Here is a 20666-nt window from a genome sequence, read left to right as displayed (position 1 = left end):
GCGCGCGCCAGCCTCGCCATTGCCGCACTCGGCGCTGCCCCCTACATGGCGGGCAGCGGGTGGTGGAGAGATTATGTACGCGCTGTTTCGGATTATCGAGCTGCTGCTCAACATCGCCTGGTGGGTGATCATCATCCAGGCGATCCTCAGCTGGCTGATCGCCTTCAACGTCATCAACACCTACAATTCGGGGGTGCGCAGCTTCCTGCGCGCGCTCGACCGGATGACGGAGCCGCTCTACCGGCCGATCCGCAAGATCCTTCCCGATTTCGGCGGGCTCGATTTCTCGCCGATGATCGTTCTGCTGCTCATCTACATCCTCAGCAGCATCGTCGTACCGGAGATTTTCCGCCCGCTGCTGGCCCCGTCGGCGCCCGCGACGGTGCAGGTTGCGGCGCCGCCTGCATGAGCGCCGAGATCATCGACGGCCGCGCTTTCGCGGAGCGCCTGCGGGCGCGGGTGGCGGAGGCGGTGCCTGCCTTCACGGAGGGCACGGGGCGCGTGCCCGGGCTGGCCGTGGTCCTCGTCGGCGAGGACCCGGCGAGTGAGATCTACGTGCGCTCCAAGAACAAGGCGACCCTCGCCGCGGGCATGGCCAGCTTCGAGCATCGCCTGCCCGACACGGCCACCGAGGCGGAATTGCTCTCGCTGGTCGAAGAAATGAACGGCGACGACCGTGTCGACGGGATCCTCGTCCAACTCCCGCTCCCGGCCGGGATCGACGACAAGGCGGTGATCGACGCGATCGATCCCGCCAAGGACGTCGACGGCTTCCACGTCGTCAACGCCGGCAAGCTCGCGGTCGGCGAGGAAGGCCTCGTCTCCTGCACCCCACTCGGCTGCCTCATGCTTTTGAAGGACCGGCTCGGCGATCTCTCCGGGCTGGAGGCGGTGGTGGTCGGCCGCTCGAACATCGTCGGCAAGCCGATGGCGCAGCTCCTCCTCAAGGAGAATTGCACCGTGACCCTCGCCCACAGCCGCACCCGCAACCTGCCCGAAGTCGTGCGCCGCGCCGACATCCTCGTCGCCGCCGTCGGCCGCGCGGAGCTGATCCGCGGCGATTGGCTGAAGCCCGGCGCGACGGTGATCGACGTCGGCATGAACCGGATCGACGCCGGCGAGGGCAAGACGAAGCTGCTCGGCGACGTCGCTTTCGACGAAGCGCGCGCCGTCGCCGCCGCAATCACCCCCGTCCCCGGCGGCGTCGGCCCGATGACCATCGCCGTGCTCCTGCGCAACACCCTCGCCGCCGCCCACGCCCGCGAAGGACTGCCGGAGCCCGCCGGGCTGTGATCGAAGCCTTTGTGTCCGCGTTCGTCACCTTCTTCGTGGTCATCGATCCGCCGGGCTGCGCGCCGATCTTCGCCGGCCTGACGCGCGAGGCGACGCCGGCGCAGCGGCGGGGGATGGCGCTGCGCTCGACTTTGGTCGCCGGCGGCATCCTCCTGTTCTTCGGCGTGCTCGGCTACAAATTGCTCCACGCGCTGGGCATCAGCCTCGCCGCCTTCCGCATCTCGGGCGGCATCATGATGTTCATCATCGCCCTCGACATGGTGTTCGAGCGCCGCACCCAGCGCCGCGAGAACCGGGCCGAGGAAGTGAACGCCGACCCCGAGCATAACGATATCTCGGTCTTCCCGATGGGCATCCCGATGATCGCGGGGCCGGGCTCGATCGCCTCGGCGATGCTGCTGATGGCGCGCAGCGACGGGTGGGAGGGATCGCTGATCGTTCTTGCCGCGATCGGCGCGGTCCTCGTCCTCACCCTGATTTCGCTGCTCGGCGCCGCCTTCATCATGCGCCTGCTCGGCCGCAGGCTGGAGGCAATGCTGACCCGGCTACTCGGCGTCATCCTCGCCGCGCTCGCCGCTCAGTTCGTCATCGACGGGGTGATGATCGCGTTCAAGGTTTAGGGCCCGGATTCACCACCCGCCACATCCGGAACGGCGAATCCGTCGGCAGCGTCACCGGCGCCAGCCATTTCGGAACCTGTCCGCGCATCAGCTGCATGTAGAAGCCGCCCGGCGCCTCGGAGGCGTAGATGGTCGATTCCGAGATGCCGGGGCAGAGCAGCACGTAGTCGATGTGGCGCCGGTCGATGACCGACTTTGCGTAATCGGCCGAGTTGCGGAACGACTTCATCACCTCGGCGATGTCGCGGCCGTTGCGGTGATAGGGGCCGGCGACGGCGTCGTGGTGGGTGACGGCGATCAGCCTCGGGCCAAGGTCGACATGGGTGAGCACGTAGCCTTTCGGCACCAAGGCGATCGGGTGCATCGCCCACAGGCTCGGGCAGAGGCCGTTGGCCTTGTCGACCGCCTTGTTGGCCGGGTTGCGGTGCGGCTTGGGCCACCAGTTGACGACATTGTCGACCGCCGTCCCCGAGATGAGCAGGAAGACGCCGACGACACCGAGCACCCGCACCAGCATGAAGCGGCTGTTCCAGAACCAGGGGATGGCGACCCAGCCCAAAGCGGTGGCGCCGGGAAGGGCGAGGAGCTGCGCGGCGGGACCGGCGCGGCTCTGCCACAGCAGCAGGCTCGCGGCGAGGAAAGCCGGGGCGGCGAGGGCGAGCCACAGGCGTAGCGCCGGGCCGTCGCCGCGGTGCTTCGCGAACATCAGGAGGTAGCCGAGGAGGCCGATGACGGGGATGGTGCAGACGGCGAAGATGACGTCGGTGCCGTGGCGGTAGATCGGCCGCGCCTCGAGCACGTTCCGGAGCCACAGGTAATTGGCCTCCGGATCGACATTTTCGAGCCGCCCCAGGCAGTTCGGCCAGAAATGCACGAAGGCGGCGCCGAGCAGCGCCCCGCCCAGGGCCGCGCAGCCGAGGCGCAGCCAGGCGTTGGCGGGGCTGATGAAGCCCAGAACCACGGCGATCGCGCCCGCCGCGACCAAGGCGGAGAGCCAGACCGGCGACAGCGCATCGCAGACCGGCGCGCGGTTGGCGTAGGAGGCGAAGAGGAGGAAGCCGAGCGCGATGCCGCCGGCCAGCGTGCCGCCATAAGCGATCAGCCGCCGCCTTTCCTCCGCGCCGCCGTCCCACACCCAGAGCAGCACCGCCGCCGCGCCCAGCAAGGCGAGATAAGGGAGCATCTCCAGCCCGATGACGATCGACAGCGCCGTCGACAGGCCCAGCGTGAGCCCACCGCGGGCGCGGTTAGGGTCGGTCAGCGCCGAGCAGGAGACGGCGAGGAAGGCGAGCTGCCAGCCATGATGGTCGATCCTGAGCGGCGACCACATGCCCTTGAGCGAGGGCGCGCAGAGCAAAACGGCAAGGGCGAGGAGAAAGGCGAGCGGCCCGAGCATCCGCCGCACCGTCGCCGCCAGCGCCGCCATTGCGACGCCCATCGGCAGGACCGGCGCGATCGCCACCGCCGCCCGCTCCGCCTCGGCGCCGCCGATGAAGGGCGCGAGGGCGAGCTTGATGCCGGCGATCGGCAGGTCGACGAGCCGCGACCAGTGAATGTCGGCGCCGTAGGGCGGGTTCAGGCGATATTGCCGCAAGTCATACCAGCCCTGGCCGGAGAGCCAGGCGCGGACCTGCATGATGCGGATATTGTCGTCCGTGTCAGGGAGGGCGAAGCCGTGGATCAGCCGCCACTTGTCCCACATCAGGAGGGCGACGCCGGCCAGCCAGATCACGGCCACCCACCAGCGCCAATGCCTCTCGAGCCGCGCGAGCCCCTCCATCCCTTTCGCCCTTTCGATCCCCGTGCCCCCGCCTTAGGGCCTGCACTCAGCCCCGGCAACGGCCTGGACGGAGGGGATTTTCGTCCTGCGCAAGGAGCGAGGAGGGAGCGATGGCTGACCATCGTGACCGACGAGCGAGGCCGCGCCGGGCGAAAAGACGCCCGCCCCTGCGGGGTCGTCCGGAAAGGCTCGCCGGACCGCGTCGCTTGCTTGCGCGGACCGTCAGGTCCGCGTCTGCGCGGCGTTCCTTGCCGGCGAGCCTTTCCGGACGATCCAGGCCATTGCCGGGGCTGAGTGCAGGCCCTAATCGCTGGCGGTCAAAGGGCAAGCGAGGCGGGCGAGGAACGCGCTGGAATGAACGACATGGCGCACCTGCGCATCGTGCTGGGGCAGATGATCCGCTTCGGCGCGGTCGGGCTGTTCTCGACCTTCGTCTACGCGGCCGTCTACTGGCCGCTGGCGCAGTTCGTGATGGCGCCGATGCTCGCCGTACCCATCGCCTTTGGCGTGGCGGTGCTGATCGGCTATCCCCTGCACAGCAGATGGAGCTTCAAAGGCCATGGCAAGGACGAAAGATCGGCGCGCACAAAGATGCAATTCGTGCTCGTCCAGTCGCTGGGCTTCCTGCTCAACCTCGGCTTCACCTGGTACCTTACCAGGCATCTCGGCGGGCCGCCCTGGTGGCCGCTCGTCCCGGCGGTGCTGGTGACGCCGCCAGTGACCTTCGGGCTCAACCGCTGGTGGGTATTCGCCTGATGGCCGCGCCGTTCATGGCCCGCTGATGGAACGCATCATCTACGACCGCATGGCGGAGCTCGACAGCCGCCACTGGTGGTACGTCGCCCGCCGCGACATTCTGGCCGAGCTGATCCGCCGCAAGGTACCGCTTCCCACGGAGCCGCGCATCCTCGAGATCGGCTGCGGCACCGGGCATAACCTGCCGATGCTCGGCCGCTTCGGGCGGGTCGACGCGGTGGAGATCGATCCTGTCGCCCGCGCCCTTGCCTCCAGCCGCCTCGGCCACGCCGTCCACGACGCGCCGCTCCCCGCCCTCGCCGGCGTGCCGGAGCGCAGCTACGACCTCGTCGCCCTGCTCGACGTGCTGGAGCATGTCGAGGCGGACCGGGAGGCCCTGATCAGCATCAGCGAGCGGCTGCGGCCGAACGGCCGGATCCTCCTCACCGTTCCCGCCCACCCCTGGATGTGGAGCAGCCACGACGTCGCCAACCACCACAAGCGCCGCTACACGAAGAAGACGCTGAGGGCGGTGGTCGCCGATGCGGGGCTCAAGCTCGAGGAACTGACCTACTTCAACTCGGTGCTGTTCCCGGTGGCGGCGATGGCGCGGGTGGCGTCGCGGCTGGCGGGCAAGGAAGGCAGCGGCGACGCGATGCCGCCCAAGGCGGTGAACGCGCTGTTCGAGACGCTGTTCGGCCTCGAACGCTATGCGATCGGCAGGCTTCCGTTCCCGCCCGGAGTGTCGCTGGCGGCCATCGCCTCCGCTTCGTGAGCGACATGGCCGAGGCGCCCGTGCGCCCCGGTGTGGCCGGCAATGTCGGAGACGATGTAGAGCGGCCGCCGCTTCGCCTCGATGTAGAGCCGGCCGAGATATTCGCCGATCATGCCCAGCACGAACATCTGCACGGCGCCGAGCACCACCACGACCAGCATCAGCGAGGTCCAGCCCTGGATGGCGGTGCCGGAGAGAAAGCCGACCGCGATGTAGATGAGGAGCAGCACCGAGGCGGCGACCAGCCACAGGCCGAAATGGCTGGCGAAGCGCAAGGGGGCGGTCGAGAAGCCGGTCACCGCGTCGAGAGCGAAGCGGACCATCTTCGACAAGGGATATTTGGTCGTGCCGGCATGGCGCTCGGCGCGGTCGTAGACGATCGGCACCTGGCGGAAACCGACCCAGGCGACCATGCCGCGAATGAAGCGCGCCTGCTCGGGGAGGCTCAGGAGGGCGTCGAGCGCGCGGCGGCTCATCAGCCGGAAGTCGCCGGTGTCGCGCGGGATCTCGATCTCCGCGAGCTTGGAGAGGCCGCGGTAGAAGAGCTTGGCGGTGGCGAGCTTGAACGCCGTCTCGCCGGCGCGGGCGCGGCGCACCGCATAGACGACGTCGGCTTTCTGCCCCTCCATCTCCGCCACCATGGCGGGGAGCAGCTCCGGCGGGTCCTGGAGGTCGGCGTCGATGATCAGGATGCGCTCGCCGCGGCACAGATCCAGTCCAGCCGTCAGCGCCAGCTGGTGGCCGTGGTTGCGCGACAGATTGATGGCGACGAGGTGCGGATCGGCGTCGGCGAGGCTGCGCATCATGGCCCAGCTGCCGTCGCGCGAGCCGTCGTTGACGAGCACGATCTCGTAGCTTTCGCCCGCCACCTGCCGCGCCGCCGCGCCGACGCGCCGGTGGAGCTCACCCAGGCACGCTTCCTCATTGTAGCAGGGGATTACCACGGACAAGGCGGGGGGCGACAAAGCGGGGGGCGACAGCGCGGGCGCGGCGGCGGGCATCATTCTTCCTCTTCGGGGACGGCCACCGGCTGGTCGGGGGGCGTGCGGTCGACGACCCTATAGAGCACGCTCGCGCCGTCCCGCCAGATGGGTGTGAGGCCCCGCGCAAGGGCCGGATCGAACTGCGGGGGCTCGATCAGCCAGACGTAGTCGAACACCTGCCGCGGGAAGCCGCGCATCGCCTCGTCGATGGTCCGCCAATATTCGCCGCTGCACGGCTCCTTGGTCACCTGCTGGGCGGGATCGTAGCGCCACCCGCCGCCGCCGAGCAGCCGGCTGCTGAGCAGCTGCCCGCCCGGCATCTGCCACTGGTCGTTGGAATAAGCATGCTTGCGGACCAAGGCGATGGCCGGGAGATGCTCGATCCGCGTCATTCCCCAAGGCTGCCGGCACCGCACCTGGACGAAGGCCACCACCCGCGCATGCTCGGGGATATGGTCGACCGCGGCCAGTTCGCGCTTGTAGGTCTGGTCGTACATCCAGAAGCTCAAAGTATTCCCGCCGATCCGGATCACCACGAACGAGATTGCCGCAATCGCCAGCATCCGGGCGAAGCGGGGGCCGGCATCCTCCTTCAGGCGGATGGCGATGAGGCCGATGGCGATGAGGTACGGGACGAGCCGCATGTCGGCATAGGCAGATCCGAAGATGATCCGCGGCAGCAGGATGTAGACCAAGAGGAGGAAGAGCGCGGACGCCGCGAGGTTGCGCGAGAAGCCGAGGCGCGGGCTGCGGATGCCGCCGGCGATGACCAGCAGAACGGCGATCAGCGACAGCAGGTCGAACATGAACCAGCGGTCGCGCAGCGCCTGGACCAGCCAGAGGTACTTGGCCTGCCAGTTGAACCAGTCGCCCGTCTCGCCGCCGACATGGTGGCCGCTGCGCCACAACAGCATGAGCAGGATCGGCGGCGCCAGCGACAGGCAGTGCCAGGCCGAGCGCAAAGCCGAGTGGACGAGGCTGCGCCCCTTGTCGAACTGGCGCACCAGCTCTGCCGAGAAGGCCATCACCCCTAATGTCCCCCAGCCGAACGTGTGAGTGAACCAGATGATGATCGAGAGCGGCACAAAGATCGCCGCGCGCATCAGCGGATGGCCGAGCCGCGCCAGCCTCAGCCAGAAGGCGAAGGCGAGGAGCGCGAAGGCCATCGACAGCGAGAAGTTGAGGAAGCCGAAGATGAACGGGTGACCGTAGGCGAAGGGGATGGCGAACAGGGCCGTCGGCGGCACCCGCCCGTGCACCTCGCGCGCCACCCACAGGAAGCCGGCGACCGTCATCGGCGGGATCGACAGGACGATGAGCTTGGTGGCGAGCTCCAGCCCGAAGATCTTCGCCATCGGCACGATCAGGAGGTCGACGCCGAGATTGCCGATCACCGACCAGCGGAACGAGTAGAATTGCTGGAGTGTGGGATCGGATGCGAGGTCGAGCTCGACCCGGAAGCGCCCCATATGGCCGGGCAGGTCGACCAGCGGCGGGATGGTCGGCCACAGCAGGGGCAACGTGGCGAGCAAGGCGAGGGCGGCGACGCCCCAGCGATGCTCCCACCAAGGCGCCCCTCTTCTGTCCAAAGCCGTCGTGTCCGTTCCCGCCAGTTGCTGCAGCCTTGCCACAGGCTGACGCGCGCGTTCAAGCGCAGTACAGTCGCTGAGCCGTAACGGCCATGCGGGAATTGGGCGGGATTGCCCTGCCGTCTCTCGACACCAGGAGTGTTTCGCCGATGCACAAGATCGTCCTCGCCGCCCTCGCCGCGGCCGCTGCCTTCCCTGCAGTGGCCCAGCCGATGAAGCCCGTCCTCCCGCCGGTCCCCAACACGACACTGCCCGCTCCCGCCGGTCCGCCGATGCGCGCGGTCACCCGCGCCGAGGTCCAGACGCAGGTGCAGGCGAACTTCGCCCGCCTCGATGCCAACCATGACGGCTTCGTCACCCGCGACGAGGCCGAGGCGGGCCGCCCGCCGCGGCCCGAGGGTGCGCCCGGCGCCGGCGCGGGACGCGGCGGCTTCCGCGGCGGCGGCAATATGTTCGCCCGCTTCGGCGGCCGCGGCTTCGACGAGATGGATACCAACCACGACGGCAAGGTGTCGCTCGCCGAGGTCAATGCGTTCGCGATGGGGATCTTCGATCGCTTCGACACCAATCATGACGGCGTCATCACGCCGGAAGAGCGCCAGGCCGCCCGCGAAGCCTTCCGCGCCGCCCGCCAGGGCGGCGGCGACCGGCAATAGCGCGAGGAGGGCCGGGGCGGTTGCCGCGCCGGCCCTTGTGCCTCAGGTTGCGACGGCGCGTAGCTTCGCTTCGTCGGCGAGCATGTAGTCGCGCAGGATCGGGGTGGCCTCGCGGCGCTTCAGATACTGGAGCTGATAGACGCCCATCGGCGCGTCGCGGAACATGGTGAGCGACACCGCCAGATAGAATTGCCACAGCCGGTAGAAGCGCTCGTCGTACATGGCGACGATCTCCGCCTTGTGGGCCCGGTAGCGGTCGTACCATTCCCGAATCGTGTAGACGTAGTGGAGCCGCCACGTCTCGCAATCGGCCATGATCAGCTTCGCCTGCTCGCTCGCCGCGACGATCTCCGAAAGGGCGGGGAGGTAGCCGCCGGGGAAAATGTATTTCTGCATGAACTTGTCCGTCGTGCCCGGGCCGCCGAGCCGGCACATCGTGTGGATTAGCGCCACGCCGTCGTCGGCGAGCAGCGCGCGTACCTTGCGGAAATAGGTCTCGAAGAAAGGCTGGCCGAGATGCTCGAACATGCCCACCGAGACGATCCGGTCGAAGCTGCCCGTGACGTCGCGATAATCGAGCAGCTCGAATTGCACCCGGTCCGAGACGCCGGCCTCCGCCGCCCGCTGGCGCGCGACCGCGAGCTGCTCCTTCGAGAGGGTGACGCCGAGCACGTCGACGTCGCAATTTCGGTTGAGGTAGAGCGCCAGCCCGCCCCAGCCGCAGCCGATGTCGAGGACCCGCATGCCCGGTTTCAGCATCAGCTTCGAGGCGACGTGGGTCTTCTTGTCGAGCTGCGCCTGGTCGATCGGATTGGCCGGATCGGTGAAATAGGCGCAGCTATATTGCAGGTCGGTATCGAGGAAGAGCCGGTAGAAATCGTTGCCGATGTCGTAATGGTGGGCGACGTTCCTCAGCGATTGCGGCCGCCAGTTGAGCTGGCTGAGCGCGTGGCGGAGCTTGCCGCCTTTCTTCAGGAATTTGTTGGAGCCCGCGCTGTCCTCCCATTTGTGGCTGCCGCGGATGATGTTGACGAGGTCGAGGATGTCGCCGTTCTCGACGATCAGCCGCCCGTCCATATAGGCTTCCGCGGCGCCGAGGCCGGGATCGCTGGCGATCTGCCGCACCACCTTGCCGTCGGCGATGCGCACCGTGACCGGCTTGAACTCCGCGTCCGGCCGGCCGTAGCGGTAGGTCTTTCCCTTATGGTCGATGATCGTGAGCTCGCCCTTCTTGACATAGCCGGCGAGCATCTTGTCGAGCAGCCACATGCGCTTCGTCTCCCCCTGTTGCGGGGGGAGTGAAGCGGAGGTCGGCGGCGGCGGTCAAGCCCCGCCCACCGCAGGTCAGGCGAGCGCCGCCTGCTTCTCCTCGGCGATGCGGTCCAGTTCGGCGCGGCTCTTCTTCTCGGCGGCGGACTTCAATTGTCCGCAGGCCGCCATGATGTCGCGGCCGCGGGGGCGGCGGATCGGGGCGGAGATGCCGGCGTCGAAGATGATGTCGGAAAAGCGCCGCACCCGCTCCTCCTCCGAGCATTCGTAGGCCGCGCCGGGCCAGGGGTTGAACGGGATGAGGTTCACCTTGGCCGGCAGCTTGTACTTTTTGATCAGCCGGACCAGTTCGCGCGCGTCCTCGTCGCTGTCATTCTTGTCCTTCAGCATCACATATTCGAACGTGATGCGCCGGGCATTGTTGGCCCCGGGATAAGCGGCGCAGGCGGCGAGCAGTTCCTCGATGCCATATTTGCGGTTGAGGGGGACGATCTCGTCGCGCACCTCCTTGGTCACCGCGTGGAGCGAGACGGCGAGGTTGACGCCGATCTCGTCGCCCGCGCGCGCCATCATCGGCACGACGCCGGAGGTCGAGAGGGTGATGCGGCGGCGCGACAGGCCGAGCCCGTCGCCGTCCATGACGATCTTCAGCGCATCGCGGACATTCTCGAAATTGTAGAGCGGCTCGCCCATCCCCATCATGACGATGTTGGAGAGCATCCGCCCCTCGGGCTGCGACGGCCATTCGCCAAGCGCGTCGCGGGCCAGCATGACTTGGCCGACGATCTCGCCCGCATTCAAATTGCGCACCAGCCGCATCGTCCCGGTGTGGCAGAAGCGGCAGTTCAAGGTGCAGCCCACCTGGCTCGACACGCACAAGGTCCCGCGGTCAGCATCGGGGATGAAGACCATCTCGAAATCGTGGCCGTCCGGGGTCTTCAAGAGCCACTTGCGGGTGCCGTCGGTGGAGACCTGCTGGACGACCACCTCGGGCCGGCCGATGACGAAGCGTTCCTCGAACCACGGCTTCTGCGCCTTGGCGATGTCGCTCATCGCTTCGAAGCCGGTGGCGCCGCGATTGTAGATCTGGTGCCAGATCTGCTTGGCGCGAAGCTTGGCCTGCCTGGGCTCCAGCCCCGCTTCGATCAGGGCTTCACGCATTTCGTCCCTGGAGAGGCCGACGAGATCCGTCCGCCCATCCTCGCGGAGCGACGGCGCGCGCGGCACGGGCACCGGGTCGATGTGACCGGGGATGGGCATCTGAGCTGTCATGAGGCCGCCCATGTAGGCGTTTAAGAGGGATTTTGCCAGAGGCCGGACGCTCCGCCAAACTAGCCGCGCGCGCACCCGATCGCCGCCGCGTCGATGGCGGTGGCGGCGCCGCGCAGGGGATAGGTGTCGCGCAGGGACGCTCCGTTCTCCGCCCGGGTCTCGAGGGTCATTTGCACCCCGGTGCGCATTGCCGCGACGATGTCGGCGTCGGCGCGGGCATCCTGTGCCCATGCCGTGTCGCCGCCGCCGATCAGCTGGAACAGGCGCTCGTCGACGCGGAGCAGCACCGCCGAGCCCTGCCGCTTCGGCCGCGCCAGGCGAAAGCTCAGCTGGCCGCGCGGCCCGCCGCCCGTCCACCAGCCGACCGATGCCGACGCGCGTCCGCCGCTGCGCCGCACGGCGCCGTCCGGTTCCGCCACCGCCCAGCAATGGCTGCCGTCGCGAAAGGCGCCCCACGAAGAAAAAATTCCCAGCGCCTGTTTCTCGGCCGCGGCGGGTGCCGCAACCATCAGAGCTGAAAGGAGAAGAATGCGTCCGTTTAACACAGGTTCAGCTTTCCCCAATGTTGCTTCTTTGCAACGGATTCAGTTGTTTATCTGACGTTCATGAAACATTTTACACAGCCCCGCGCTGGGCCGCACACATCGCGAAACCCATTACGAGTAGGGAGCTGAATACAATGCGTAAGTACATCCTCGCCGCCCTTGTCGCCGGTAGCATCGCTGCGCCGGCCATGGCGCAGCCGGGCACCGACAATCCCACGCCCTATACGGGCTTCCGCGTCGAAGGTCTCGTCGGCTGGGACCGCCTGAAGGTCCCGGGCGATCATGCGGACGGCGTCCTCTACGGCGCCGGCGTCGGCTACGACATCCAGACGGGCGGACTCGTTCTCGGCGTCGAGGGCGAGGCCGCGGGGTCGACCACCGACCAGTGCGCGACCAGCGTCAGCGTCACCGGCGACCGTCTCTGCGCCAAGCTCGGCCGCGACCTCTATATCGGCGGCCGCATCGGTGCCGTCGTCGGCGGCCGCACCCTGCTCTACGCCAAGGGCGGCTACACCAACGCCCGCGTTCGCCTGACCTACACCGACGGCGCCACCGGGGTGAACAACTTCAACCTCGGCGCCAACAAGGATGGCTGGCGCATCGGCGGCGGCGTCGAGCAGTCGGTCGGCACCCGCACCTTCGTGAAGGCGGAGTATCGCTACTCCACCTATTCGGGCAACATCGACAAGCATCAGGCGGTCGTCGGCTTCGGCTTCCGCTTCTGATCATTGCAGATCGAAGCACCGCTTCGATCCGAGACGAGGGGCCGGGGCGGCGACGCTCCGGCCCTTTTTTCGTGCGCCGCGACAATCCCCTAGCGAGGGGGCGCAACCGGCTTTAAGAGTCGGGGTAAGTGCCACTTCCGGGGGTTATGATGAGAGCGACGATCGAACGGGCCACGCTGCTGAGGAGCCTCGGCCACGTCCAGTCCGTGGTGGAGCGCCGAAACACGATCCCCATCCTGTCCAACGTCCTCATCGAGGCGCAGGAGGATGGCGGGCTGAAGCTGATGGCGACCGACCTCGACCTCCAGATCAACGATACGGTGGAGGCCAATGTCACCCAGCCGGGCGCCACCACCGTCTCGGCCCACACCCTGTTCGACATCGTCCGCAAGCTTCCGGAAGGGAGCCAGGTCGAATTGAACGCCGCCGAGGGCAAGATGCAGGTCAATGCCGGCCGTGCCCGCTTCAACCTCGCCACCCTGCCGCGCGACGATTTCCCGGTGATCGCGGAAGGCGACCTGCCGACCCGCTTCGAGCTGCCCGCCGCGACGCTCCGGCAGATCATCGACAAGACCCGCTTCGCCATCTCCACCGAAGAGACGCGCTATTATCTGAACGGGATCTTCCTCCACGTCTCGGACGAGGCGCAGCCGGTGCTGAAGGCCGCCGCGACGGACGGCCATCGCCTCGCCCGCGTCACCGTCGCCCGCCCCGCGGGGGCCGAGGGGATGCCGGACGTGATCATCCCGCGCAAATGCGTCGCGGAGCTGAGGAAGCTTCTCGACGAGGTCGACGGCACCGTCGGCGTGTCGCTGTCCGAGACCAAGGTGCGCTTCGGCCTCGGCAACGCCATCCTCACCTCGAAGCTGATCGACGGCACCTTCCCGGACTATAGCCGCGTCATCCCGACCGCCAACGACAAGCTGCTCAGGATCGACCCGCGCAGCTTCGAGGAAGGCGTCGACCGCGTCTCGACGATCGCCAGCGAGAAGACCCGCGCGGTCAAGCTCACGCTCGATCGCGACCGCGTCACGCTGTCCGTGACCAGCCCCGAGAACGGCACCGCCGCCGAGGAGGTCTCCGGCGATTACAGTGCGGACGGCATCGAGATCGGCTTCAACGCCCGTTACCTTCTCGACATCCTCGGCCAGATCGAGGGCGACGTCGTCGAAATGCACCTCGCCGACGCCGCCGCGCCGACGCTGCTGCGCGAAAACGACAAGGCCGCGGCGCTCTACGTGCTGATGCCGATGCGGGTGTGAGCCCGGTCGGCTGATCGCGACCCGAGCGTTTCCGCGTCGAGGGTAAAAGCGGCGAAGCGGGCAAGGACCGAACCCTGGAACCGGTTCAGCGCGCGCTCTTTGCCCGGGCCGCATATTGGTCCTTCGTCAGCACGACCGCCGGCAACGCGAATTCGCTCGCCGGGATCGGATCATGGCTGACGCCATCGAGGAGGAGCATTCTTGATAGGCGGATGACGGCGCCCTTGCCGAGCATCTCCTCCGTTTTCGCCATGAACTCGGGAATGGAGCCCAACATCAGCTTCATCATGCGCGAGGACAGCGCGAACTGGGCCGCGATCGCCCGGCCGACGGGCGCGAGATCCGGATCGGCACTGAGGACCGCGTCGAAAGTGTCACCGGCCTTTCCGGTACTGCGGAGCGCCCAGAGCGTGCCCGTGCGGCCGGCCACCGTCTCGCTGCCCTTGGAGACGAGCACGTAGCGCGTCGGGTCGTGTGGCTGCTGGTTGTCCTTGGCAATCGCGCCAAGAGGCTCGAACTGGACGGCGGCCCAATCGTCTTCACGGACGGCGAAGGTTCCCGCGAGGTCGGACTCTATGAGATAGGTGACGCCGCCCAGCGTCAGGAGCGCCTGCTCGTTGCCCCGACTGAGGCGCGTATCGCCAAGGTCGTTGATTTCCACGGTAATGGCGGGGCGCGGCGGCGTCGCCGGCACCTTGTCTTCGGTGACCGACGTGCCCTTTTTTCCCGTGGCATCGATGGTGAGCCGGCCGATTCCACCGGGCATGACGTAATGTGCGGTTATGTCGGCGAGCGCCGGTGAGCCGAGCAGCATCGCGGCCCCGGCCGCCGCGATTTCCTTGAAGCGCATCCGCATCCCCCATCCGCGAGCAGGCGCAATCCTATCATGTCGCCCGCATGGCCGTCACCGGGGTTTGGAGCTAGGACGCGGCGATGGCCGTCACCCGCCTCAGCCTTGCCGACTTTCGCTCCTATGCCGACGCCGTTGTAGCGCCGGGCCCCGGGCTCGTCGTCCTCACCGGGGAAAACGGCGCGGGCAAGACCAACGTGCTGGAGGCGGTGTCGCTGCTCTCCCCTGGCCGCGGGCTGCGGGGCGCGAGCCTGGGCGAGATGCCGCGAACCGAGGGCTCCGGGGGCTTTGCGGTGGCGGCGCGGCTCGAGGACGTCGAGATCGGCACCGGCACAGTGGCTTCGGCGCCGGAGCGGCGGCAGGTGCGGATCAACGGCGCGGCGGCCTCTGCGACGTCGCTCGGCGAATGGCTTTCCGTGCTGTGGCTGACGCCGGCGATGGACCGATTGTTCCAGGAAGGAGCGAGCGGAAGGCGGCGGTTCCTCGATCGCCTCGTCCTCGCGCTGCGGCCGGACCATGCCGTCCATGCCGCCCGCTACGAAGCGGCGATGCGGGCGCGCAACAAGCTGCTCGGCGAGGCGGGGCCGCCGGATGAGGCATGGCTCGGCGCGCTCGAGGCACGGATGGCGGAGCATGGCGGTGCCTTGGCCGAGGCGCGGACAGCCGCGGTCGGCGCGCTCGCCGAGCGGCTGGAGGCGGCGCCGGAGGGGCCATTCGCTCGTGCGGGTCTAGCGCTGGAGGGTGGCGACGAAGAGTTGGCGGGGGGTCTGCGCCGCGGGCGGGCGCGCGATGCGGCCACGGGGCGGACGTTGATCGGGCCGCACCGCACCGACCTTGCCGTCATCCATCTCGGCAAGGGCCAGCCTGCCGGCCTGTGCTCGACGGGGGAGCAGAAGGCGCTGCTCCTGGCCGTGATCCTTGCTCATGCCGATCTCGTCGCCGAGCGGGCCGGGCGACGCCCGATCCTGCTGCTCGACGAGGTCGCCGCCCATCTCGACCCGCGCCGCCGCGCCGCCTTGTTCGAGCGGCTGCACGACGCCGGCGGCCAGGTGTGGATGACGGGAACGGAGCCGGCCCTGTTTGCGGAACTCCCCGCCCGTGCCAGCCGCTGGCATGTCGAGGCAGGTGCCCTTACCGCAGCATGAGCGCAAGATACTTTGTATCGCAAGCTTGCACCCAATAGACTCCAGGTAGCAGCAGGAGCAGCAGCAGCTACTCTGCTGCACCTCTACTATTTCCGATCTTGCTTGCAACTGAATCGTGCCAGGACTATTCTTTGCTGCGGCGCACCATCCGATGCGCTGCGGCTCCCCGCTCTTGGGAGTCAGGGACTAAGTAACCCCATGAAATCGTTCGATCTGTGGCTCGTGAGCTTCGGGCTCCGATGCGGCGCGCTCGCCATCGGCGAGTCGGCCTGCTTCCTCTACGTCGTGCCGACCTTGTTCAACCTCCACCGCGACGCCGCCGATGCGGCCGCCGCTCTGGTGGCCATCGTCGCGCTCGCCGGAGGATTCCTCGCCGCCGCCGGCCTCGCCCGTGAACTCAACCTTCTCCTCAGGAGTGGGAACAATGACTGATTTCGATTTCGACACCAACCGCGCCGCCCTCATCCGCCGGCGCCTTCTCCGCCTGTCGCCGCTGGCGCTGATCCCGCTCGCCGCGCTCGTACCGATGACCTCGTGCAGCCGCGTCGAGCCCGGCCATGTCGGCATCCGCGTCACCAATTTCGGCAGCGCCGCCGGCGTCTCCGACCGCGCGCTCGGCGTCGGCTGGTATTTTACGCCCGTCGGCAGCAACATCTATGAGTATCCGGTCTACACCTCCACCTACGCCTGGACCGCCAGCGCGGCCGAGCAGAGCGCCAATGACGAGGCGTTCAACTTCCAGGACAGGAACGGCCTCAACCTCTCGGCCGACGTTTCGGTCGCCTACCGGGTCGATCCGGTGAAGGCGCCGATCCTGTTCCAGAAATACCGCACCGACATGGCCGGCATCGTCGCCGGGCCGCTGCGCAATGCGGTCAGGAGCGCGCTGGTCGAGGAAGCGGCGAAGCTCGGCGTCGAGGAGATATACGGTCCGAAGAAGGGCGAGCTGATCACCGCCGTTTGGAAGGACGTCTCCCGTTACTTCGAGCCGTTCGGCCTTCATGTCGAGCAGCTCTACTGGGCGTCGAACATCCGCGTGCCGCAGCAGGTGCTGACCCAGATCAACACCAAGATCGCCAACGAGCAGGCGGCGCTCGCCGCCCAGGCCAATGTCGCCACCGTCCGCGCCAATGCCGACGCGGCGATCGCCGAGGCGGAAGGCAAGGCCAAGGCCTCCCACATCGAAGGCGAGGCGCTGCGCGCCAACCGGGAGATCCTGCGCCAGCGGACGATCGAGAAGTGGGACGGCAAGCTCCCGACCTATATGGCCGGCGGCGGGCAGCTGCCGTTCATCGTCAACAAGGAATAGACGCGCCAGGCTCCCCTTCCCGTCCAGGGAGGGGGAGCAGTCGCCCCCTGCTATCTCAGCCGCTCCGGCACTTCGTTCGCCGCCTCGACCAGCGCCTCGCGCGGGGCCACCGCTTCCCAGGGGAAGACGAACCAGCGTTTGTCCTCGGCCCGGTCGATCGCCTCCGACCAGTAATCCACCTTGGCGCGCGAGCGGACGTTGGTGATCAGCACCGCGATGCGCAGCCGGTCGGCGATGCCGCCATAGGCCGCGATCGCCTCGCGCAGGAAGGCGATGGTGGTGCCGCTGTCGTTGATGTCGTCGACGATGAGAAGGTTCATGCCGCCCCGCATCTTCGCCGCGAGCTTGGCGAGGAGCTCGTCGGCAAACCCCGGCTCGCCCGAGCTATGATCGACTGACAGCATCGCGATTCCCGTGCGGTGCGAGAGATAGGCGGCGGGGACCAATCCGCCGCGGCCGATGCCGACCAGAAAGTCCGGCCGCCAGTCGTCGGCCTCGATCCGCTGCGCGACGGCTTCGAGGTCGGCGAGGAAGCGTTCGTGGCTGATATAGGCTAAGTCAGGCTGCATCCGCCCCGCTTACCGGCCCCTCGCCCGACAATCTAGCGCGCGCGGCGGGGGCCGAACGCCTTCGCCGGGCTGCCGCCGGATTTGAGCACGTTTCGCCGGAACAGCGCTCCGCCGAGCCGCACCACGATCCACACCCAGAGCGCCTGCCAGGCCAGCGCTGCCAGGTGCGGCCAGATTTCCGGCGTCTGCGCCGCGCGCGAGATCATCATCATCGGCGAGCTCAGCGGGAACAAGGCGGCGCCGATGCCGAGCGGCCCGTTGAAATCGCCTCCGGCCAAGGTCGCGACGAAGAAGATGACGATCTGGCCGATCGTCACCGGCATCGAGATGGACTGCACCTCGCGCACCGACGAGGCTTGCGAGCCGATGCCGAGGAACAGGCCCCCGAGCAGCAGATAGTTCATCGCGAAATAGAGGAAGCAGAAGAGGAGGAAGACCGGCCACCCAAGCGCCGGCGTGGGGAGGGTCAGGTCTCCCGTCGCCCAGAAGTGCGCGCCGACCGCGGCGGCGGAGACCCAGACCGCAAGGCCGCACAGGGAGACCGTGAGCATCGCCGCAAGCTTGCCGAAGAAGACGGCGTCGATCGGGATCGCGGAGGCGAGCACTTCGATCACCTTGTTCGATTTCTCCTCGATGAAATTGGATAGCAGCATGCCCGCCAGCATCACCGTCACCATGAACAGCAGCCACTGGCCGATCTGGCCCGTCTGCCGCCGCTCGAAAGCGAGTGCGCCCGCCGATTCGTCGACCCTGACGAGGTCCACCCGGGCGGGTGGGGGCGCGGCATGGGTGGCCTCGAGCGCGGCCTGGCGCTGCGCGTCCGTCAGGATCGCCCCGATCTGGCGGGGGACGCGCGCGTTCTTGTCGAACGGGCCGGTGACGCGCGGGTGGGCGAGGCCGCCGGCGAGCACGGCGACTAGCTTCTTGTCGGTCGCCGCCAGCAGGCGTTTGGTCTGGTCGGCCTGATCGTAATCGCGGTCGAAACGGGTCAGCTCGATGAAGTCGTCGCCGAAGCCTGGCGCGAGGCGGGCGCGGGCGGCTCCGATCGGGGCGAACTCGGCCGCGGATGCGATGACCGCGACGTGCGCCCTGTCCTCCTGCTTGCGCATTTTGATCGTCGCCGCGCTGAAGCCGACGGAGAGCGCGATGATCAGCACCGGGAACAGGAGAAAGAGAACGAAGGCACGCGACATGACGGTCGCGGTAAAATCGCGGCGGCCGATCACCCAGGCCGCCTGGAAAGTGCTCATCATGCCGCTTCTCCGAGGCTGGGCACGTTCATCTGGCTGGCGGCCTCGGCTCCTGCGATGGCGACGAAGGCCTCGTGCAGCCCCGGTCGCTCGATCGAAAGATCCTCGATGCCCGCGCCGCCGTCGATGAGGGCGCGCAGCAGCGGCTCGATACCCTCGTGGGGCAGCTCGAAGCGCCAGACACCCTCGTCCTTGCGGGCGCTGGGCGGCAGCGCTTTGCGCCATCCGCCTTCATCGGTGCGCGTTCTCAGCCGTACCTGCGGGCGCAGCCGCCCGCGCGCCTCGTCGACCTGCCCCTCGAAGCGAACGCGGCCGCCCGCGATGATCGCGATGCGCTCGCACAGCCGCTCGGCATGGGCGATGACGTGGGTGGAGAAGATGATCGTCGCGCCGCCCGCGGCTTCCTCGCGGATCATCGCTTCCAACCGTCCCTGATTGATAGCGTCCAGGCCGGAGAAAGGCTCGTCGAGCACGATCAGCTTGGGACGGTGGATGATGGTGCCGAACAATTGCACGGTCTGCGCCATGCCCTTCGACAGGCTCTTGACCGGCTTGTCGACATAGTCGCCGAGGCCGTTGTCCCTGAGCATGCCCTCGGCGCGGACGCGCCCGACGGCGAGCGGCAGGCCGCGCAGCGCGCCCATGAAGGCGATCGCCTCGCGCGTCTTCATCGAGGGATAGAGGCCGCGCTCCTCGGGCAGATAGCCGACCTCGGCCGCCGCCTCGAGCGGCTCGGCATGGCCGAGCAGCCGCCGCTCGCCCCGGTCCGGGTCGATGATGCCGAGCAACATGCGCAGCGTCGTCGTCTTCCCCGCGCCGTTGGGGCCGAGAATGCCGTAGATCGTGCCTTCGGGCACGCTGAGGTCGATCCCGTCGACTGCGGTCTTTCCGTCGAAGGCCTTGAACAGCCCCCGCGCTTCGATGGCTAAGCCGTTGGACACAGGTCCCCCTTTCCCCAAGCGTGTGGTAGCGGGGCGCCATGGCGGACGGCAAGGCAAGACTGCGCGACCGGCTCGAGGCGAAGGCCCGCGAGCTCGGCTTCTGCGCATTCGGCGTCGCCCGCGCCGATGCTGCGCCGCAAAGCGGGGAGCGCCTCCGCCAGTGGCTGGAGGAAGGCGCGCACGGCGACATGCTGTGGATGGCCGAGACCGCCGAGCGTCGCGCCTCGCCGCAGGGGCTGTGGCCGGAGGTGCGCTCCGTCGTCGCGCTCGGCATGAGCTACGCGCCCGCCGCCGATCCGCTGGCGCTGGCGGAGGCGCCGGAGCTCGGCCGCATCTCGGTCTACGCGCAGGGCGGCGACTATCACGACGTCGTCAAAAAGGCGCTGAAGGCGCTCGCCCGCTGGCTGGTCGAGGAGGCGGGGTGCGAACTCAAGGTGTTCGTCGACACCGCGCCGGTGATGGAAAAGCCGCTCGCCGCCGCCGCCGGCCTCGGCTGGCAGGGCAAGCACACCAACCTCGTCAGCCGCCAGGACGGCAGCTGGCTGTTCCTCGGCGCCATCTACACGACGCTGGAATTGGAGCTGGAGCCGGCGGAGGAAGGGCACCGCATCCATTGCGGCAGCTGCACCGCCTGCCTCGACGCCTGCCCGACCAACGCCTTCCCGGCCCCGTTCCGGCTCGATGCGCGGCGCTGCATCTCCTACCTCACCATCGAGCATAAGGGGCCGATCCCGGAGGAATTCCGCGCCGCGATCGGCAACCGTATCTACGGCTGCGACGATTGCCTCGCCGTCTGCCCCTGGAACCGCTTCGCCGACACCGCCCGCCGCCATCGCGCCTTCCTGCCCCGCGCCGAACTCGCCGCGCCGGCGCTGGCGGACCTGCTCGATCTCGACGACGCGAGCTTCCGCCAGGTCTTCGCCGGCTCGCCGATCAAGCGCATCGGCCGCAATCGCATGGTGCGGAACGCCGCCATCGCCGCCGCCAATAGCGGCCGCGCGGAGTTGCTGCCGGTGCTGGAGCGGCTGACGATGGACGAGGACCCGGTCGTCGCGGAAGCCGCGCAGTGGGCGGTGACACAGCTGTCCCGCGTCTGAA

At 68.2% G+C, this 20666-nt stretch carries 22 protein-coding genes; 12 read left to right on the top strand and 10 right to left on the bottom strand.

The annotated features are described in order from the left end of the window. Positions 1 to 73: 73 nt before the first annotated feature. The 3 genes from VGC56_RS05855 to VGC56_RS05845 are packed head-to-tail and all read left to right on the top strand — an operon-like array spanning position 74 to position 1913. Positions 74 to 409, top strand: coding sequence for a YggT family protein (locus tag VGC56_RS05855; RefSeq protein ID WP_464123875.1), 336 nt, complete (start codon positions 74 to 76; stop codon positions 407 to 409). Continuing rightward, the gene (gene folD / locus VGC56_RS05850; RefSeq protein WP_464123874.1) at positions 406 to 1293 is read left to right on the top strand and encodes a bifunctional methylenetetrahydrofolate dehydrogenase/methenyltetrahydrofolate cyclohydrolase FolD; all 888 of its coding nucleotides are present in this window, start codon (positions 406 to 408) and stop codon (positions 1291 to 1293) included. Before VGC56_RS05855 ends, folD begins: the two co-directional genes overlap by 4 nt. Then, positions 1290 to 1913: a MarC family protein gene (locus tag VGC56_RS05845; RefSeq protein WP_464123872.1), complete on the top strand. Its 624-nt coding sequence runs from the start codon at positions 1290 to 1292 to the stop codon at positions 1911 to 1913. The genes folD and VGC56_RS05845 overlap by 4 nt, the downstream gene beginning before the upstream one ends. Here the strand turns inward: VGC56_RS05845 and VGC56_RS05840 are convergent. Then, entirely contained in the window at positions 1903 to 3693 is a 1791-nt protein-coding gene (locus VGC56_RS05840) for an AcrB/AcrD/AcrF family protein (RefSeq protein WP_464123871.1), read from the bottom strand. The two genes, VGC56_RS05845 and VGC56_RS05840, sit on opposite strands and share 11 nt — an antisense overlap. A 354-nt stretch (positions 3694 to 4047) precedes the next feature. Here VGC56_RS05840 and VGC56_RS05835 point away from each other — a divergent pair, with 354 nt between their 5' ends. Beyond that, the gene (locus VGC56_RS05835) at positions 4048 to 4449 is read left to right on the top strand and encodes a GtrA family protein (protein ID WP_464123869.1); all 402 of its coding nucleotides are present in this window, start codon (positions 4048 to 4050) and stop codon (positions 4447 to 4449) included. Between the two features lie 25 nt (positions 4450 to 4474). Beyond that, a complete protein-coding gene (locus VGC56_RS05830; protein ID WP_464123868.1) occupies positions 4475 to 5203 on the top strand; it encodes a class I SAM-dependent methyltransferase in 729 nt (242 codons plus the stop codon). Here VGC56_RS05830 and VGC56_RS05825 read toward each other — a convergent pair. Together VGC56_RS05825 and VGC56_RS05820 are read right to left on the bottom strand one after the other, a co-directional pair. Then, a complete protein-coding gene (locus tag VGC56_RS05825) occupies positions 5137 to 6207 on the bottom strand; it encodes a glycosyltransferase family 2 protein (RefSeq protein WP_464123866.1) in 1071 nt (356 codons plus the stop codon). The genes VGC56_RS05830 and VGC56_RS05825 overlap by 67 nt on opposite strands. Then, the gene (locus tag VGC56_RS05820; RefSeq protein WP_464123864.1) at positions 6204 to 7817 is read right to left on the bottom strand and encodes a hypothetical protein; all 1614 of its coding nucleotides are present in this window, start codon (positions 7815 to 7817) and stop codon (positions 6204 to 6206) included. The genes VGC56_RS05825 and VGC56_RS05820 overlap by 4 nt, the downstream gene beginning before the upstream one ends. Positions 7818 to 7924: 107 nt before the next feature. On the opposite strand from VGC56_RS05820, the gene VGC56_RS05815 reads away from it, so the two are divergent. After that, entirely contained in the window at positions 7925 to 8431 is a 507-nt protein-coding gene (locus tag VGC56_RS05815) for an EF-hand domain-containing protein (RefSeq protein WP_464123862.1), read from the top strand. A gap of 42 nt (positions 8432 to 8473) precedes the next feature. Here VGC56_RS05815 and VGC56_RS05810 read toward each other — a convergent pair whose 3' ends face one another. The 3 genes from VGC56_RS05810 to VGC56_RS05800 form a co-directional block, all read right to left on the bottom strand. Next, positions 8474 to 9700, bottom strand: coding sequence for a class I SAM-dependent methyltransferase (locus VGC56_RS05810; protein ID WP_464123861.1), 1227 nt, complete (start codon positions 9698 to 9700; stop codon positions 8474 to 8476). Between the two features lie 75 nt (positions 9701 to 9775). Beyond that, positions 9776 to 10960, bottom strand: coding sequence for a dual-specificity RNA methyltransferase RlmN (rlmN, locus tag VGC56_RS05805; protein WP_464123929.1), 1185 nt, complete (start codon positions 10958 to 10960; stop codon positions 9776 to 9778). 71 nt (positions 10961 to 11031) lie between these two features. Next, a complete protein-coding gene (locus VGC56_RS05800) occupies positions 11032 to 11481 on the bottom strand; it encodes an invasion associated locus B family protein (RefSeq protein WP_464123860.1) in 450 nt (149 codons plus the stop codon). A gap of 170 nt (positions 11482 to 11651) precedes the next feature. Here VGC56_RS05800 and VGC56_RS05795 point away from each other — a divergent pair, with 170 nt between their 5' ends. Next, positions 11652 to 12242: an outer membrane protein gene (locus VGC56_RS05795; RefSeq protein WP_464123858.1), complete on the top strand. Its 591-nt coding sequence runs from the start codon at positions 11652 to 11654 to the stop codon at positions 12240 to 12242. A gap of 149 nt (positions 12243 to 12391) precedes the next feature. Then, positions 12392 to 13504: a DNA polymerase III subunit beta gene (dnaN, locus tag VGC56_RS05790; protein ID WP_464123856.1), complete on the top strand. Its 1113-nt coding sequence runs from the start codon at positions 12392 to 12394 to the stop codon at positions 13502 to 13504. An 85-nt stretch (positions 13505 to 13589) separates the two neighbouring features. Here the strand turns inward: dnaN and VGC56_RS05785 are convergent, their stop codons facing one another. Further along, entirely contained in the window at positions 13590 to 14354 is a 765-nt protein-coding gene (locus VGC56_RS05785) for a hypothetical protein (protein ID WP_464123854.1), read from the bottom strand. Positions 14355 to 14437: 83 nt separating this feature from the next. Between VGC56_RS05785 and recF the strand changes: the two genes are divergently transcribed. The 3 genes from recF (at position 14438) to VGC56_RS05770 (ending at position 16808) form a co-directional block, all read left to right on the top strand. Continuing rightward, positions 14438 to 15499 carry a DNA replication/repair protein RecF gene (gene recF, locus VGC56_RS05780; protein ID WP_464123852.1) on the top strand — a complete coding sequence of 354 codons (1062 nt, stop codon included), beginning with the start codon at positions 14438 to 14440 and terminating at the stop codon, positions 15497 to 15499. 198 nt (positions 15500 to 15697) lie between these two features. Further along, entirely contained in the window at positions 15698 to 15931 is a 234-nt protein-coding gene (locus tag VGC56_RS05775; protein ID WP_464123851.1) for a hypothetical protein, read from the top strand. Then, positions 15924 to 16808 carry an SPFH domain-containing protein gene (locus VGC56_RS05770; RefSeq protein ID WP_464123849.1) on the top strand — a complete coding sequence of 295 codons (885 nt, stop codon included), beginning with the start codon at positions 15924 to 15926 and terminating at the stop codon, positions 16806 to 16808. The genes VGC56_RS05775 and VGC56_RS05770 overlap by 8 nt, the downstream gene beginning before the upstream one ends. A 50-nt stretch (positions 16809 to 16858) precedes the next feature. On the opposite strand, the gene VGC56_RS05765 is transcribed toward VGC56_RS05770, so the two are convergent. From VGC56_RS05765 to VGC56_RS05755, 3 genes are read right to left on the bottom strand one after another with little or no spacing between them, the layout of a single operon-like run. Next, positions 16859 to 17377, bottom strand: coding sequence for a phosphoribosyltransferase (locus VGC56_RS05765; protein ID WP_464123847.1), 519 nt, complete (start codon positions 17375 to 17377; stop codon positions 16859 to 16861). Between the two features lie 32 nt (positions 17378 to 17409). Beyond that, entirely contained in the window at positions 17410 to 18630 is a 1221-nt protein-coding gene (locus VGC56_RS05760; RefSeq protein ID WP_464123845.1) for an ABC transporter permease, read from the bottom strand. Continuing rightward, positions 18627 to 19568, bottom strand: coding sequence for an ABC transporter ATP-binding protein (locus VGC56_RS05755; RefSeq protein ID WP_464123844.1), 942 nt, complete (start codon positions 19566 to 19568; stop codon positions 18627 to 18629). The genes VGC56_RS05760 and VGC56_RS05755 overlap by 4 nt, the downstream gene beginning before the upstream one ends. Positions 19569 to 19606: 38 nt before the next feature. Between VGC56_RS05755 and queG the strand changes: the two genes are divergently transcribed. Next, the gene (gene queG / locus VGC56_RS05750) at positions 19607 to 20665 is read left to right on the top strand and encodes a tRNA epoxyqueuosine(34) reductase QueG (RefSeq protein ID WP_464123842.1); all 1059 of its coding nucleotides are present in this window, start codon (positions 19607 to 19609) and stop codon (positions 20663 to 20665) included. The last annotated feature ends 1 nt before the right edge of the window (position 20666 follow it).

This window comes from Allosphingosinicella sp. (assembly GCF_036403745.1).
Taxonomy (GTDB): Bacteria; Pseudomonadota; Alphaproteobacteria; order Sphingomonadales; family Sphingomonadaceae; genus Allosphingosinicella.
Note: the sequence above shows the minus strand (reverse complement) of the source record. Positions and strands in the feature narration are given on the sequence as shown.